The 15,161-nt window shown below is 74.6% G+C and carries 11 protein-coding genes and 1 pseudogene; 5 read left to right on the top strand and 7 right to left on the bottom strand.

The annotated features are described in order from the left end of the window. Positions 1-119: 119 nt before the first annotated feature. Complete coding sequence (locus AC3ET3_RS18425) at positions 120-1,691, top strand: FUSC family protein (RefSeq protein ID WP_435612486.1); 1,572 nt, start codon at positions 120-122, stop codon at positions 1,689-1,691. A gap of 416 nt (positions 1,692-2,107) precedes the next feature. After that, on the top strand, positions 2,108-3,142 hold the full coding sequence (locus tag AC3ET3_RS18430; RefSeq protein WP_432136142.1) for a lactonase family protein: 1,035 nt from the start codon (positions 2,108-2,110) through the stop codon (positions 3,140-3,142). Between the two features lie 107 nt (positions 3,143-3,249). Here AC3ET3_RS18430 and AC3ET3_RS18435 read toward each other — a convergent pair whose 3' ends face one another. The 4 genes from AC3ET3_RS18435 to AC3ET3_RS18450 form a co-directional block, all read right to left on the bottom strand. Continuing rightward, on the bottom strand, positions 3,250-4,173 hold the full coding sequence (locus tag AC3ET3_RS18435; protein ID WP_432136143.1) for a sirohydrochlorin chelatase: 924 nt from the start codon (positions 4,171-4,173) through the stop codon (positions 3,250-3,252). A 187-nt stretch (positions 4,174-4,360) separates the two neighbouring features. After that, positions 4,361-5,350 carry an N-acetylglucosamine kinase gene (locus tag AC3ET3_RS18440; RefSeq protein ID WP_435612487.1) on the bottom strand — a complete coding sequence of 330 codons (990 nt, stop codon included), beginning with the start codon at positions 5,348-5,350 and terminating at the stop codon, positions 4,361-4,363. Then, positions 5,347-6,024, bottom strand: coding sequence for a uracil-DNA glycosylase (locus tag AC3ET3_RS18445; protein WP_432136145.1), 678 nt, complete (start codon positions 6,022-6,024; stop codon positions 5,347-5,349). The genes AC3ET3_RS18440 and AC3ET3_RS18445 overlap by 4 nt, the downstream gene beginning before the upstream one ends. A 137-nt stretch (positions 6,025-6,161) precedes the next feature. Beyond that, complete coding sequence (locus AC3ET3_RS18450) at positions 6,162-7,247, bottom strand: WD40/YVTN/BNR-like repeat-containing protein (RefSeq protein ID WP_435612488.1); 1,086 nt, start codon at positions 7,245-7,247, stop codon at positions 6,162-6,164. Positions 7,248-7,470: 223 nt separating this feature from the next. On the opposite strand from AC3ET3_RS18450, the gene AC3ET3_RS18455 reads away from it, so the two are divergent. After that, positions 7,471-8,052: an Rv1733c family protein gene (locus tag AC3ET3_RS18455; protein WP_432157419.1), complete on the top strand. Its 582-nt coding sequence runs from the start codon at positions 7,471-7,473 to the stop codon at positions 8,050-8,052. 197 nt (positions 8,053-8,249) lie between these two features. Here AC3ET3_RS18455 and AC3ET3_RS18460 read toward each other — a convergent pair whose 3' ends face one another. Continuing rightward, positions 8,250-10,325 (bottom strand): HEAT repeat domain-containing protein, encoded by a 2,076-nt coding sequence (locus AC3ET3_RS18460; protein WP_435612489.1) that lies wholly within the window; start codon positions 10,323-10,325, stop codon positions 8,250-8,252. Between the two features lie 105 nt (positions 10,326-10,430). Further along, positions 10,431-12,173: a DNA alkylation response protein gene (locus AC3ET3_RS18465; RefSeq protein WP_435612490.1), complete on the bottom strand. Its 1,743-nt coding sequence runs from the start codon at positions 12,171-12,173 to the stop codon at positions 10,431-10,433. 74 nt (positions 12,174-12,247) lie between these two features. Between AC3ET3_RS18465 and AC3ET3_RS18470 the strand changes: the two genes are divergently transcribed. After that, positions 12,248-13,009 carry a PaaX family transcriptional regulator C-terminal domain-containing protein gene (locus tag AC3ET3_RS18470; RefSeq protein ID WP_432136150.1) on the top strand — a complete coding sequence of 254 codons (762 nt, stop codon included), beginning with the start codon at positions 12,248-12,250 and terminating at the stop codon, positions 13,007-13,009. A 29-nt stretch (positions 13,010-13,038) separates the two neighbouring features. Here the strand turns inward: AC3ET3_RS18470 and AC3ET3_RS18475 are convergent. Next, positions 13,039-13,430 (bottom strand): annotated as a pseudogene (locus AC3ET3_RS18475) (pectate lyase); the annotation flags it as partial. A gap of 418 nt (positions 13,431-13,848) precedes the next feature. Between AC3ET3_RS18475 and AC3ET3_RS18480 the strand changes: the two are divergent. Beyond that, the gene (locus tag AC3ET3_RS18480) at positions 13,849-15,129 is read left to right on the top strand and encodes an extracellular catalytic domain type 1 short-chain-length polyhydroxyalkanoate depolymerase (RefSeq protein ID WP_432136238.1); all 1,281 of its coding nucleotides are present in this window, start codon (positions 13,849-13,851) and stop codon (positions 15,127-15,129) included. The last annotated feature ends 32 nt before the right edge of the window (positions 15,130-15,161 follow it).

A 15,161-nucleotide genomic window follows, 5' to 3' on the forward strand; every position in this document is an offset into this window, starting at 1 on the left:
TGAGCCGGTGGCGCCGGGGATGCTCTCATGGACCCGTCGATGGCGCTGCGGATTCCGCGGCGCCTTTTTCATGCCGGAGTCCGTCCGGCGCCGGCAGAGGGAACAGGGGGCGGTAGGCAGTGCTGAAGAGGGTGTTCGTGGCTGAGGACCCGGGGCGGGTACGGCTGCGCTTCGCCGCGCGGGCCGTGCTCGGCATCGGGTCGGCCGTCGTCGTCTGCGGTCTCGCGGGGCACTCCCTCGTCGGTGCCGTCACCGGTGGCCTCGCCGCGCTCCTCGCCCTGTTCACCGTCACCGACGCCACCGTCCGCGGCCAGGCCGTCACCACCGCCCTGCTGCCGGCGGCCGGCCTGCCGGTGCTCACGGCCGCGGCTCTGCTGCACGACCGGCCGCTCCTGCGGGACGCGGCCTTCCTCGCCGTCATCGGCGTGGGCGTCTACGCCCGCCGTTGGGGGCCGCGCGGGCACAGCCTCGGCGTGTTCGCGTTCATGATGTTCTTCGTCGCGCAGTTCCTGCGGGCGACCGGCGGCATGCTGCCCGAGCTGTACGCGGCGGTCGCCCTGTCCCTGCTCAGCGCCGCCACGGTGCGCTTCGGCGCCTGGTGCTACGAGCGCCGACTGCCCCCGGCGGCCGTACCCGCACCGCCGGGCGGCACCGGCCTCGACCGGATCACCACCCGCCAGGCGGTGCAGGCCACCGCCGGCGCGGGCTTCGCCCTGGTCGTGGGTCAGCTGCTGTCGGGGGAGCGCTGGTACTGGGCCGTCGGCGCCACCTGGTGGATCTTCGTCAACACCACCTCGCGGGGCGAGACGCTGGTGCGCGGCTTCCGGCGGGTGCTCGGAACGGTGATCGGCATCGGCCTGGGCCTGCTCGTCGCCGTCCCCGTGGCCGGCGCCCCCCTCCCCACCGCTGCCCTCGTGGCCGTCTGCGTCTTCGGCATCTTCTACACGGCCGCCGTGTCCTACACCTGGATGATGCTCTGGGTGACTCTCCTCGCCGAACTGCTCTACGGCCTGCTCGGCGTGCTGGACCCGGGGCTGCTGGGGCTGCGGCTCGCGGAGACCGGCGTCGGCGCGGTCGGGGCGGCGCTGGCGGTGCTGTTCGTGCTGCCGGTGACCACCCACACCGTCACCGACGCCTGGATCCGGCGCGCCCTGCGCTGTGTCCACGTCTGCACCGCCGAGGCCGCCGCGCGGCTCGCGGGTGACGAGGGCGCGGACCCAGCGGCCCGGGTCGCCGACCTGGAGCGGATGCTCGGCCGGGTGCGCCTCGCGATCGCGCCGCTCGTCCACCCGCTGAACCCGATGCGCGGCCGCAAGCGCCGTGCCGGCCGGGTCGTCGCCCTCCTCGACGACTGCGCCCGCGAGATCCGCGCCCTGGTCGCGGTCGCCGCCGACCCCGAGGCGTCCCACGACGCCCGACTCGCGGCGGCGTGCTGGCGCGTGCAGGGCGCGGTGGAGGCCCTGATGGAGGGCGAGTCGGAGGCCTCGGGCGCCGGGCCGGCCGTACCGGGGCGGGTCACGGCCCAGTCCGTCGTGCCGGTCGCCTCGGGTCCGGCCGGGAGTTCGACGGCGACCGCCGGTCTCGACGTCCCGCAGGGCCCGCTCGCGCATCTGCACGGCCTGGAGCGTGCCCTGACGGAACTCGCCCACCCTCTGCGGACGTGCTCCGGCTCGCCCCTCGTCGGGGCCTGAACCGGGCGGGGACAGCTGGAGCCGGGCGGCGGTAGCGGGAGCCGGGTGGGGCTAGCGGGGGCTGCGGGAGCCGGCCGGGCCAGGAGTCGGGCGGCGCTGCGGGTGCCCGGCCGACGGAGCGAGCGTCAGCGGCGGCGGAACGGGAGTCAGGGGCACGGTGGGAGCCGGTCGGCGGCGGGAGTCGGTCGGGCGGTCCGCTGCGGTGGGAGGGGGAGCCGGTCGGGCGGAGCGGCGGCCGGGCGGGCGTGCCGGGAGCCGTGGGGGAGTCCGATCGGTAGGGCCGTGTGGGTGGCCGGAGGCACGCCGTGGACGACCGGACGGGCCGACCGTCGGCCTCTTGGCGGCGTTTTGGTCTAGACCTTACGTGATCTGCTGCTACCGTCACCCCGACGGCGACGACACGAGAGGGGACTGCGGTGGCGGACGGCGGCAGGCGACGGGCGTTCATCGGGTCGTTCACGGCGGCCGGCGGCCCCGGGATCGTCACGGCGGCCGTGGACGAGGACAGCGGAGCCCTCACCCCGCTGAGCCGGACCGACTCCCTGCCCGACCCCTCCTGCCTGGCCCTCTCACCCGACCGGCGCACGCTCTACGCGGTCAGCGAGACGCCCCGCGGCGCGGTCGCCGCCTACCGAGTGGACGGCGACGCCCCCGAGCGCACCGGCCCACCGGTCCGGGTCGGCGGCGACGACCCCACCCACCTCAGCGTCCACGACGGGCACGTCCTGACCGCCAACTACGGTTCCGGCAGCGTCACCGCCGTCCCGCTCCGGCCGGACGGCACCCTCGCCCGGTCGGCTTCCGCCGTCCTGCGCCACACCGGCTCCGGCCCCTACGGCCCGCGCCAGCAGGGCCCGCACGCCCACCAGGTGCTGCCCGACCCCAGCGGACGCTGGCTGGTCAGCGTGGACCTCGGCACCGACTCGGTGCGGGTGTGCACTCTGGGCAACGGCACGCTCGCCGTGCACCAGGAGTTCGCGCTGCGCCCCGGTTCCGGCCCCCGTCACCTCGCCTTCCATCCCGACGGCGGCCACGCCTACGTGGTCAACGAACTCGCGCCCACCGTCACCGTGTGCCGCTGGAACCCGGCCGACGGCGCCCTGAAACCCCTGGGCGAGTCGCCGGTGCTGCCCGGGGCGCCGACAGGCGACGCCTACCCCTCCGGGATCGCCGTCGCCGCGGACGGACGGTTCGTATGGACGGCGACCCGGGGTGAGGACGTCCTGTCGGTCTTCACGGTCGCCGACGGCGGTGACACCCTGCGCCTGGCCGGCACGGTGTCCTGCGGAGGGCGCTGGCCGCGCGCCCTCACCGCCTGCGACGGCCGGCTCTACGTCGCGAACGAGCGCTCCGGCGACGTCACCTGGTTCCACCTCGACCCGCTCACCGGCCTGCCCGGACGCGGCGGCTCGGTCACCGTTCCCGCGGCGTCCTGGGTGGTGTTCGGCTGACGACCGCCGTACCGCGCTCCGCACCTCCGAAGGGCCCGCTCCGTACAGAGCGGGCCCTTCGAGGCCGTACGGACGTCACGCTGCCGTCGTGCGGCGTAGCGGCGGTGTCAGTGGGCCGGCGTGCCCTGCGGTTCCTGCGGGGTGATGCCGAGCGCCGTCATGTACTTGCCCAGGGCGAGCTTGCCGATCGCCGGGTAGGGGCCGAGCGCCTCGGCAGCCGGGCAGCCGGCCTCCTTCGCCGCGGCCTCGATCAGGGAGGCGTCGATCTCCGGGCCGATCAGGTACGGCGCCAGCGCCAGTTGCTGGGAGCCGGAGGAGCGCAGTTGCTCGGCCACGGAGGTGATCGAACCCTCCTCGTCGAGCGCCGCGGCGATCACCGGCACCGCGAGCCGGGCGGCGAGCAGCATGCCCGTGATGCCGGCGGCCTGCACGGCCTCGTCGCCGCCCACGGAGGCGAGGATGATGCCGTCGGCGGCCGTCGCCACGGTGAACAGGCGCGCGCGGTCCGCGCGCGCGAGGCCTGCCTCGGACAGCCGCACGTGCAGCGCCTCGGCCAGCAGCGGGTGCGGGCCGAGCACGTCGGTGAGATCAGCGGCCACGCGGCTGTCCATGACGGCCTGGCGGACCTGGCGCAGCAGGGAACCGTCGGGGCCGGCGAGCAGCGGCACGACGACGGCCACGGGGCCCTCGGGCTCCTTGACCTCGACTCCTGCGGCCTTGGCCTGCTCGTAACGGGCCGTGCGCTCCTCGGCGGTGTGCGTGAGCACCGACCGCACACTGGGGTAGTCGGTGTCGTCCCCGTCCAGGTAACCGATGCGCGCGTCGAGGCCGGGCAGCTCGGAGCGGGCGATGCTCACGATCTCCTCGGCCAGGCCGCGGCTGGCCTCACTCGGCGTGCCCGGCACCGCGAGGACGAGCGCGGGCGCGCCCTCCGGAGCCGCCAGGGGTTCGGGTCGGCGGTGCCGCCCGGGCTGGCGGGGGCGCGGCATTCGTACTGGCAGGCCGGACGCGGGCCCAGTGGGGGAGCTCATGGCGCCGCATGTTACTTGTTTCCGTGGCTCCCCTGTTCGGGGAGGGTGCAGGTGAGCGGTATCCGTCCGCTTTTGTCTGATGAGTTACGTACGGATCAGAAGTGATCAGTGTGTGTTCCGGGCGACTTGTCCCCCTCACGTGTCCGGCGTGGCGCACGGGGCGCCCGGCGAGGTGTGAGCGGCCGGCTCACCCACCGGGTTCGGACACCACGTGCAACATGCCTGGGTCCGGGGGCACGACGAGTGTGCCGGTCGTGAGCGCTGCGGCCAGCCGGACCGCGCCGAGCAGCGGGTCCCCGTCGGCGGTCACCCGCCGCGCATGCGGCAACCGCCGTGCCAGTTCCTCCTCCAGGGGGACGAGGAGCGGCTCGCCGAGCCGGAACAGCCCGCCGGTCAGCGCGATGCGCGGTTCCCCCGTCACCGGGCAGACGGCCGCGGCCGAGTCCGCCATGTGCCGGGCCGCCGAGCGCAGGATCTCCGCCGCGAGCGGATCGTCCGCCGCGCGGGCAGCCACCCGGGGCGCGAACGACGCCAGCACCGCGGGGCGGTCCGGGCGCGGATACAGCGAGCCCGGCAGCCCCGCGACCGGCCCGAACTCCTCCTCGACGCAGGCCAGTAGCGACGCGGACCCACCCGGCCGGCCGTCATGTGCCCGTACGGCGGCCTCCAGGCCCGCCCGGCCGATCCAGGCGCCGCCGCCGCAGTCGCCCAGCAGATGACCCCAGCCGTCGGCCCGCCGCCACCCGGCGAGATCCGTACCGACCGCGATCAGTCCCGTGCCGGCCGCGATCACCGAACCGGGACGCGGACCCAGCGCGCCGATGTAGGCGGTGACCGCGTCGGCGGCCAGCGCGACCTCCCGGATGCCGAACTCCCGTGCCAGTGCGCCCGGCAGCTCCTCGCGCAGGGCGCCGCCCAGAGAGGCGAACCCGGCCGCGCCCACCGCCGCCGTGACCGGCTCCGGGACACCGGCCTCGCGGGCCAGCCCCCGGACCATCGGCACCAGTTGCTCCATCAGATGCGCCGGGTCGACCCCCCGGCCGCCGGTGCGTACGGGCACGCGCGAGGAGCGCTCCGCCACCGCTCCCCGCTCCGCCGTACCGACGGCGACGCGCAGCCCGGAGCCGCCCGAGTCGACGGCCAGGATGCCGCGGCGCCCCGGGGCGGTCGAGGTCACGGCAGGCGCCAGTCCACGGGCTGTCCGCCCTGCTGGATCAACAGGTCGTTGGCCCGGCTGAACGGACGCGAGCCGAAGAAGCCGCGATCGGCCGACATCGGCGAGGGGTGCGCGGACTCCACCGACGGCAGACGGCCCAGCAGCGGACGCAGATTGCGGGCGTCACGGCCCCACAGGATCGACACCAGCGGCTTGCCCCGCGCCGCCAGCGCCCGTATCGCCTGCTCCGTGACCTCCTCCCAGCCCTTGCCGCGGTGGGCTCCAGGCTTGCGCGGCGCCGTGGTGAGTGCCCTGTTGAGCAGCAGCACGCCCTGCCGCGTCCAGGGCGTCAGATCGCCGTTCGACGGCTGCGCCAGCCCGAGGTCGGAGTGGAGCTCCCGGAAGATGTTGATGAGGCTGCCGGGCAGCGGCCGCACTTCGGGCGCGACCGAGAACGACAGCCCCACCGCGTGCCCCGGGGTCGGGTAGGGGTCCTGACCGACGATGAGGACGCGGACCTCGTCGAAGGGCTGTTGAAAGGCGCGAAGGACATGCGGGCCGGCCGGCAGGTAGGTGCGGCCCGCGGCGATCTCCGCTCGGAGGAAGTCGCCCATCGCGGCGATCCGCCCGGCGACGGGTTCCAGGGCCGCCGCCCAGCCCGGTTCGAGGATTTCATGCAAGGGTCGTGGTGCCACGGCCGTCACCCTACTGCCGCAGACACGGTGACGATCAACCGGTGGCCAAGGCCCCCAGGGCAGGCACCGCTCACAAGTCCCCCCACCCCACTGCTCCTTCCTCGGTCTCCCCGCCGCTCTCGGACACGGCCTCAGCGTCAGCCCACGACCGCGGCGCGCACGCACAGCACGTCGGGCAGATGGGCCGCCAACCGCCGCCAGCTGTCGCCGTCGTCGGCCGAGGCGTACACCTCTCCGTTGCGGTTGCCGAAGTAGATGCCCGCCGGGTCGGCGTCGTCGGTGCACAGGGCGTCGCGCAGCACCGTGCCGTAGTGGTCCTCCTGCGGCAGCCCGGCCGACAGTGCTTCCCAGGTCCCGCCCGCGTCCGCCGTACGGAAGACCCGGCACCGGTGCTCGGCGGGGACCCGGTCGGAGTCCGCGTTGATCGGGAAGACGTAGGCGGTGCCGCCCCGGTGCGGGTGGGCGGCCACCGCGAAGCCGAAGGTGGAGGGCAGCCCCTCACCGATGTCGGTCCACCGGGCGCCCGAGTCGTCGCTCCGGTAGACCCCCCAGTGGTTCTGCAGATACAGCCGGTCCGGGTCGGCGGCGTCCCGGGAGACCTTGTGCACGCACTGGCCGAACTCCGGGTCGGGATCCGGCAGGAACACCGCCGAGACGCCCGAGTTGGACGGCGACCAGCTCTCCCCGCCGTCGGTGGTGCGGAACACCCCGGCCGTGGACACCGCCACGGTCACCGCACGCGGGTCGCGGGCGTCGGTGAGCACCGTGTGCAGGCCCTCCCCGCCCCCGCCCGGTACCCACTGCGAGCGCGTCGGGTGCTCCCACAGCGGGCGCACCAGCTCGAAGCTCTCGCCGCGGTCCTCCGAGCGGTACAGCGCGGCCGGCTCGGTGCCCGCGTAGATCACGTCCGGCTCGGCGGCCGCCGGGTGCAGCTGCCACACACGCTCCAGCGACGCCTCCGTGTCCTGGGGGAACTTGACGGCCGGCTTCGCCGGCTCGGTCCACGTGCGCCCCAGGTCGTCGGAGTGGAACACCGACGGACCCCAGTGGGCGCTGTCACCCCCGGCCAGCAGCCGCGGACGCTCGCTCCGGGTGTCGATGGCGACCGAGTAGATCGCCTGTGCGTTGAAAGCCGGCTTGTCGTCGAACTCCCATGTGCCACCACGCCGACGCCCGATGAACAGGCCTTTGCGCGTGCCCACGGCGAGCAGTACCTCGGTCATGTCCCATTACCTCCGCGACGTCCTTGTCCCAGACATCGGCCAGTCTGCACCCAGCCACTGACAGTCACCCCTCGGCGGGGCGTCGCCGCAGGTCACGGCGGCCTTGCCGGATGCTCAGCGGTGCGGTCGGGGCCGCCCCGCTGAGCATCCGGGCGGCCGGCCGCGTAAGGGAGGGAGGGGTCAGGTCCGCGTTGTCCGCCCACTCACGAGGAGGAAGCCGTCGATGGGGTTGCGTGGTCCGAAGGTGTGGCTGTGGCGCTGGCGGCGCAATCCGCTCAAGCGGCGCAGCGACACCGTGGAGGGCTGGGTGCTGCTCGGCGCCTGGCTGCTCACCGTCCTCGTCGGGACGGTCACCGGCTGGGCGGCCGCCGGCTCCGTCGAGCGGAGCCTGGCCCGCGAGCGCGCCGAGTGGCGGCCGGTGCGCGGGGCGCTTGTCGAGCGGGCGCCGGGAAGGGCCGACACCCGGGCCACGGGGGCGGGGGAGCGGGTGTGGGCCGAGGCGCGCTGGGAGGCGCCGGACGGCACCGTCCGCACCGGGCAGGTCCGGGTTCGCCCCGGCAGCGCCCAGGGCGCCGCCGTCCGGGTCTGGACGGACCCGCGTGGCCGGATGGTGTCCGAACCGGCCTCGCCGGAGGAGGCCAGGCTGCGCGCCCTGCTCATCGGCGTGCTGTCCGGAGCCTGCGTCGCCTGCGTGCCCTTCGTCGCAGGGAGGGCGATCCGTGCGCGGCTGGAGCGCCGCCGGGGCGAGCAGTGGGACGCGGACTGGGCACGCTTCGACCCGCTGTGGGGGCATCGCACGGGCTGAGCGGGGTGTGTGCGGTTCCGCCGCCGTCTGCACGTCTGACTGCCTGTCCGACGGCGGCATTCAGCCGGTCGGCCGGTCGGCAGGTCAGCCGAACGCCGTCGGTGATCGGTCGCGCAGTTGTGCACGCTCCCCCCGGGGCATGCTCCTCCCCCCGGGGCGCGCTCCCTCCGGCGCGCTCCGCGTGGGGTGTGCGCGGGTCATGTCCTGGTGAGGATCTCCCGGCACAAGGTCAGCAACTCCTCGTCCTCCGGGACGTCCTGGATGCCGTATCCGCCGCGCCGGGCGGTGTGGCGGCGCGGTTGGGCCACTTCCGTGTCGGCCAGGTCCCGCAGCGGCGCGGCGGCCGGACCGAGGCGGGTCAGGACCGCGGCGATGGTGCGGCGGGCCGGGGGGTGGTCCGTCCAGAGGGTGCGGAGCACCTCGCCCGTCTCCTCGGTACAGCCCCTGACGGCGCACACCGCCGCGGCGGCAGCGGCCCGCTCGTACTCGTCCCGTGCGTCGGCCGCGCGGCGGCGCAGCACGGGCAGCGCCGCTGAGGCCGAGCCGCCCAGCAGTGCGAGCGTGCCGACGGCCTGGGTGCGGTGGTTCCGGTCGTCGTGCACCGACTCCCTCACCAGCACGGGCAGGACGGCCGACACGTCCGGTTCGACGGCCCACAGCGCGCGCGCCGCCGCACCCGCCTGGTCGGAGTGCAGCGCGGCCCGCAGCATGGGCACGGCCGACCGCCCGGCGGGCCCCAGAGCCGCCAGGACCGCGAAGGCCGCCTCCCGGAGTCGGCCGCGGGACGCGGCGGGTCCGTCGTGCAGCAGTCGAAGTATCTCGGGCACGGCTTCCGCAGCGCCCAGCGCCCCGAGCGCTCGCAGCAGGGGAACCGCCCGCTCGGCCGTGCCGGGCGCGTCGGCCGGCAGGTCGGCCAGCCGACGGCACAGGAGCGGGACCAGCGGCGCCGCTGCCGGGCCGAGACACGGCAGGACGGAACCCGCCTCGTACGGCGGCAGGGGGGCGGCCAGCACCTCCGCGAGGATCGGCACGGCGCGCGCGTCGCCGCTGCGGACGAGCGCCTGCAGCGGACCGCCCAGCCGCGTCGCCCCTCGCCGCGACGGCCGCACCCACAGATCCGGACGCGCGACGACCAGCGCGTGCAGCGGGTCCGCCGCGGGCGCGGCCAGAGGGCCGAAGCCGTCGAGGACGGAGACGGCCGCGTCGCACAACCGAGGTTCCTCCGGGTCCAGTTGGCGGCCGACCAGCCCGACCGTGCCGCGATGGTCACCGCGCCACTCGCGGACCAGCCCCGCGGCCATCCAGACGGCGTTGCACCGGTCCGCCGCGTCCGGACTGGTCAACTGGCCCGCGAGCAGGGCGGTCCGGTCGGCCGAGCGGTCACCGAGGGCGGTGTGCAGCGTGCGCAGCAGCCGGGCTCCCTCCTCGTCCGACGGGCGCAGCCGACGCAACCGCCCGACGAGGGTGTCCACCCCGGGAGCACCACCGCAAGCGCCGGAACCGCCTGAACCGCCTGAACCGCCTGAACCGCCGGGATCACCTGAACCACCGGCCGCCCTGGGCGAAACCGGTCCGCCGTACGCCCCGGCCGCCGACCGTGCGCGCGCACGCTCCGCGGAGCGCTCGCGCAGCAGCCCCACGGCAGTGCGCACCAGGTCGGTCGGGACCCGGTCGGGCGCGCACCCGGCGAGCTGCCCCAGAGCGGCCAGGCGCTCCTCCGGACCGTACGGCGGGCGGCTGCGCGCGGCCAGCAGGGCCAGGGCCGGCTCCGCGTGCCCGGGGTGGCGCCGGACGAAGAGGCCGAGCGCCTCGGTGAGGGCGAGCAGGACCCGGCCGGCCGGTTCGACCGCCAGCCGCTCCCGCAACAGGGCGAGGACGCGCGCCGGTTCGTCGAGGAACCGCACGAGCGCCCCGGCCGCGGCCCGCCGCACGCACGCGTCCGGGTCGTCGGACAGCTCCACGAAGACGCCGGACCCCGCGCGGACCGCACCTGCGCCGGCACCGTCGCCGATGCTGACCAGCAGGTCCACCAGACCGCTCCGCTCCGCCACCGCCGGGTCCCGCACCAGCCGCAGCAGAAACGGGACGCAGGCGAGCGTCGAGTCGTAGACGGCCCCTTGGAAGTGCACCGTGCCGTACATCTCGTCGAGTGCCGTCTCCCGTTGCGCGGGGTCCGCCGAGGCGAGACCCCTGAGCAGGACGGGCACGTCGTGCGCGCTGCCGTAGGCATGACGCAGCGAGGCCCAGTCGACCTCGTCGATCCCCGTGAACACGTGGTCCTCCCCCGGACGAAGTGCCAGAAGTGCCAACCGATCACGAGTCTGCCCCACACCACTGACAACGCAGCGGAATCGTGCGGTGACGCACAGGCGCACCGCTCAGTTCACGCCGGGCAGCGCCCTGTCCAGGATCGCGCCGAGATCGGCCCCCTCGGGCAGGGTGCCGAAGGCGTGGCCCCAGTCGCCGCCCAGCCGGCTCGCGCAGAACGCGTCGGCGACGGCCGGGGGAGCGTGGCGGACCAGCAAGGAGCCCTGCAGGGCCAGCGCCATCACCTCCACCAGACGGCGGGCTCCGGACTCGGCGACCGAGGTCAGGGAGTCCTTGAGCCGGCCGACCGCGGCGTCCAGCCGGGCGTCCGCGCCGGCCGCCAGGGCGAGTTCGGTGAACAGGGCGTCCGCCGTGGCGTGGTCGCGGGTCAGTGCCCGCAGCACGTCCAGGGCGTTGACATTGCCCGAGCCCTCCCAGATCGACAGCAGCGGCGCCTCCCGGTAGTGCCGGGGCATACCCGACTCCTCGACGTAGCCGTTGCCGCCCAGGCATTCCAGCGCCTCCGCGGTGAACGCCGGACCGCGCTTGGTCACCCAGTACTTGCCGACGGCCGTCGCGATCCGCCGGAACGCGCGCTCCCCCTCGTCCCCGCGCACCGCGCGGTCCGCCGCTCCGGCCAGTCGCAGCGTGAGCGTCGTCGCCGCCTCGGACTCCACCGCCAGGTCGGCCAGCACATTGCGCATCAGCGGCTGGTGCAGCAGCCGGGCGCCGAACGCGCTCCGGTGACGGGCGTGGTGACCGGCCTCGACCAGCGTCTTGCGCATCAGGGTCGCCGATGCCGTCACACAGTCCAGGCGGGTGCAGTTGACCATCTCGATGATGGTCTTCACGCCCTGCCCCTCGGGACCGACGCGCCAGGCCACCGTGCCGTCGAACTCCGGCTCGGAGGAGGCGTTGGAGCGGTTGCCGAGCTTGTCCTTCAGCCGCTGGACGCGGAAGGTGTTACGGGTGCCGTCCGGCAGCACCCTCGGCACCAGGAAGCACGACAGGCCTCCGGGCGCCTGGGCCAGGACCAGGAAGACGTCGCACATCGGGGCGGACGTGAACCACTTGTGGCCGCGCAGCGTGTACACCCCGGACTCGGCGGTCGGCGTGGCCGAGGTGGTGTTGGTGCGGACGTCCGAGCCGCCCTGCTTCTCGGTCATCCCCATGCCGGCCAGCAGCCCGCGTTTCCCGGTCGGCACCCGCAGCCCCGGCTCGTACACGCGCGCGGTGAGCAGCGGTTCGTACACCTTGGCCAGATCCGGCTGCCGCCGCAGCGCGGGGACGGCCGCGTACGTCATCGACGTGGGGCAGCCGTGCCCCGCATCGGTGTGTCCCCACACCAGCCCGCCCGCGGTGCGGGCGACGTGGGCGCCGGGCCGGCCGTCCGCCCAGGGTGCCCCGGCGAGCCCCTCCTCGACCGCGACCCGCATCAGGGCGTGCCAACTGGGGTCGAACTCGACCTCGTCGATCCGGTGGCCGTAGCGGTCGTGCGTGCGCAGCACGGGCGCGTGCCGGTTGGCCAGCTCGCCCCACTCCTGGGCCTCGGCACTCCCGGCCCGCCGGCCGAGCCGCCGTAGGTCCTCCTCGGCCCAGGCGGCCCCCTCCCGGCGCAGCCCCTCCAGCAGGGCGGCGTCCTCGGCCGCGTCGTACGGCGCGAACGGCGGAGGCTGGTTGGAGACGTCGTGCGTGACGTCGTGTGTGAGGCCGGGTGCGGGGTCGGGTGCGGGGTCGGCCGCGAGGCCGTCCCCGACGGGGTGTGCCGCGGCACGGGTGGGCGACGGCTGCGGTGGTGCGGATGTGGGATCCATGCCCGGCAATGTTGCATGCTGGCTGCGGTCGCAGCAATAGTGCAACGCGACGGTGGTGCGTAAGGTGCCTGTCCATGCGGAGCGACAACGGAACGGGACACGCGCGCGTGGTGGAGCTGCGGCCGCTGTCCGCGCGGTCGGTCGTGCTGAGCCTGCTGCTCGGCGCGGATCCGCCCGAGCTGCCGGTGAAGGACCTGGTACGGCTCGTGGAACCGTTCGGCATCGGCGGTTCCACGCTGCGGGCGGCGCTCAGCCGGATGGTGACGGCCGGTGATCTGCACCGCTCGGACGGCGTCCACCGACTCAGCGACCGGCTGCTGCAGCGCCGTCGCCGCCAGGACGACGCCGTGCACCCCCGCACGCGCGCGTGGCACGGCGACTGGGAGACCGTGGTGGTCACGGCGACCGGCCGCGGCCCCGCCGAACGCGCCGATCTGCGCGCGCGCCTCACGGGCCTGCGCCTGGCCGAGCTGCGCGAGGGCGTCTGGCTGCGGCCCGCCAACCTCGACCGCCCGCACCCTGCCGGGCTCGCCGAGGTCGCCCGCTGCTTCACCGCCCGCCCCGACGAACCGGACCGGGAACTCGCAGCCGCCCTGTGGCCGTTGGGCGAGTGGGCCGCCGCCGCCCGCGCCCTGCTGGACCACACCTCCCGGACCGCCGCTCCGGCCGACCGTTTCACCGCCTTCGCCGCCGTTGTGCGGCACCTGCTCGCCGACCCGGTGCTCCCCGACCGGCTGCTGCCCGCCGACTGGCCCGGAACCGATCTGCGCGCCGCCTACGCCGCCTACCGGGCGGAGGTGATGCGGGCGGTCCGCTCGGCGGGCGTCCGGGCGTGACGAGGCCGCCGTACCGTGCGCCCGCGCGGGGCACTGTCCTCGCCGACGTCCTCCCGCCACGCGTTCTGCAGAGTGCAGCTGCCCTTGCAGTGGACGCCGTCGGCGGCCGGGGCGCCCAGGATGACGTTCTTCAGGACGGCACCGTCCGCGGGTTCCAGGATCGGGGGCTGGTTCTCGTCCTGGCTGCCGGTTCCCAGGGAGCCGGTGCCGAAGAGGCGCTTCATCCCGTAGTCCTTGGTGCCGGAGACCGCGATGGTCGCGGAGACGCCCTGGCTGCCGTTGGCCGGGGGCCAGGTGGCGGCCTCACGGGGGAGAGCGTCCCGGCGGCCATGAGCAGGCCGGCCGAAAGGCCGAGGGAGGCCGCCGCGCCGGTCAGCGCGTGCCGGTGGGCGTGTGGTCGCGTCCTGGAGGTCGAGGTCATGTTCCGATTCCTTCTGTGAGGGGAGCGGAACGGATCGTGCACGTACGTGAACACTGCCTCGTTTCCTGAACCCGAAGGGCATGCAGCGATGCAGCGACCACCTTTTCCGTGGGTCTGAAGAGGGCCTGAGGAGGTGGTCCGGTCATGCTGTTGAACGGAAAGTATGGGGGAAGCGCTTTCTGGTCATGTCGCGCGCGGAACCCGCCGAGGTGTGTGGGAGCGCTTCCATGGTGGGCGTGCGCATGCCACCATGCGCCGAGTGCCTTCCTGGGATCCCGTTCGCCTTCGCGCCCCGCGTGGGCGTGCGTTTCGGTCCCGGATCATTCCGCACCCCCGTGAAAGCCGTTCCGCCCCTCACCGGAAAGGGCCCCACGTGTCCGACTCCCCGATCAGGAACCCGCGTTCGGTGCTGACCGTGCTGGTGCTGCTGTGTCTCGCGGCCCTGCTCCCGACGTCCACCGCGGCGGCCGGCGAGAGCCGCCCGGAGACGCCTCGCGCGCAGTCGCCCGAGGCGGTCCCCACCGCCACCCTCACCGAGATCACCGACTTCGGCGCCAACCCCAGCGGTCTGCGGATGTACGTGTACGTCCCGGCGAGTGTCACCGAGCACCCACCCGTGCTGGTGGCCGTGCACTGGTGCACCGGATCCGGTCCGGACATGTACAACGGCACCGAGTACGACACACTGGCCGACCGGTACGGCTACATCGTGGTCTACCCGTCCGTGACCCGGGCCAGCAAGTGCTTCGACGTCGCCTCGCCCCAGGCCCTGCGACGTGGCGGCGGCAGTGACCCGGTCGGCATCAAGTCCATGGTCGACTGGACCACCCGTACCTACGCCGCCGACACCGACCGCGTGTACGTGACCGGCATCTCCTCCGGCGCCATGATGACGAACGTGCTGCTGGGCGACTATCCCGACGTCTTCGCGGCCGGCGCCGCCTTCGCCGGTGTCCCGTTCGGCTGCTTCGCCACCACCAACGGCTCCGAGTGGAACAGCGCCTGCTCGGGCGGCACCGTGATCCGCACCGCCCAGCAGTGGGGCGACACCGCCCGCGCCGCCTACCCGGGGTACACCGGCCCCCGGCCCCGGATGCAGCTGTGGCACGGCACCGCCGACGACGTGCTGCGCTACCCCAACTTCGGAGAGGAGATCAAGCAGTGGACGAACGTCCAGGGGCTCGGCCAGACCCCGGCCGCCACCGACGCCCCCCAGCCCGGCTGGACCCGCACCCGCTACGGCAGCACGGGTGAGCGGGCCCCGGTGGAGGCGATCAGCCTCCAGGGCGTCGGCCACAACGTCTACAGCCAGGGCATGGCGGCCCGCGTCCTGACCTTCTTCGGTCTGGACGGCGACGGGCCCGTGCCGCCGCAGCAGCCGGGCGACTGCCGGGTGACGGTCACGACCAATGCCTGGAACACCGGCCTCACCGCGTCCATCACCGTCACCAACACCGGTTCGGCCCCGCTCGACGGCTGGCGGCTGGGCTTCACCCTGCCCGACGGCCAGACCGTCACCAACGGGTGGGGCGCCACCTACAGCCCGGCCTCGGGAGCGGTGACGGCCACCAACGTCTCGTACAACGCCAGGATCGCGGTGGGCGCGAGTGTGTCGATCGGCTACCAGGCCACCCACACGGGCAACAGCGCGGCGCCGTCCGGCTTCATGCTCGACGGGACGGCCTGTACGGCGGCCTGATCGGGCTCTTTTCGGCTACGTGATCCCGGGAA

It is taken from the genome of Streptomyces sp. bgisy159 (genome assembly GCF_057707805.1).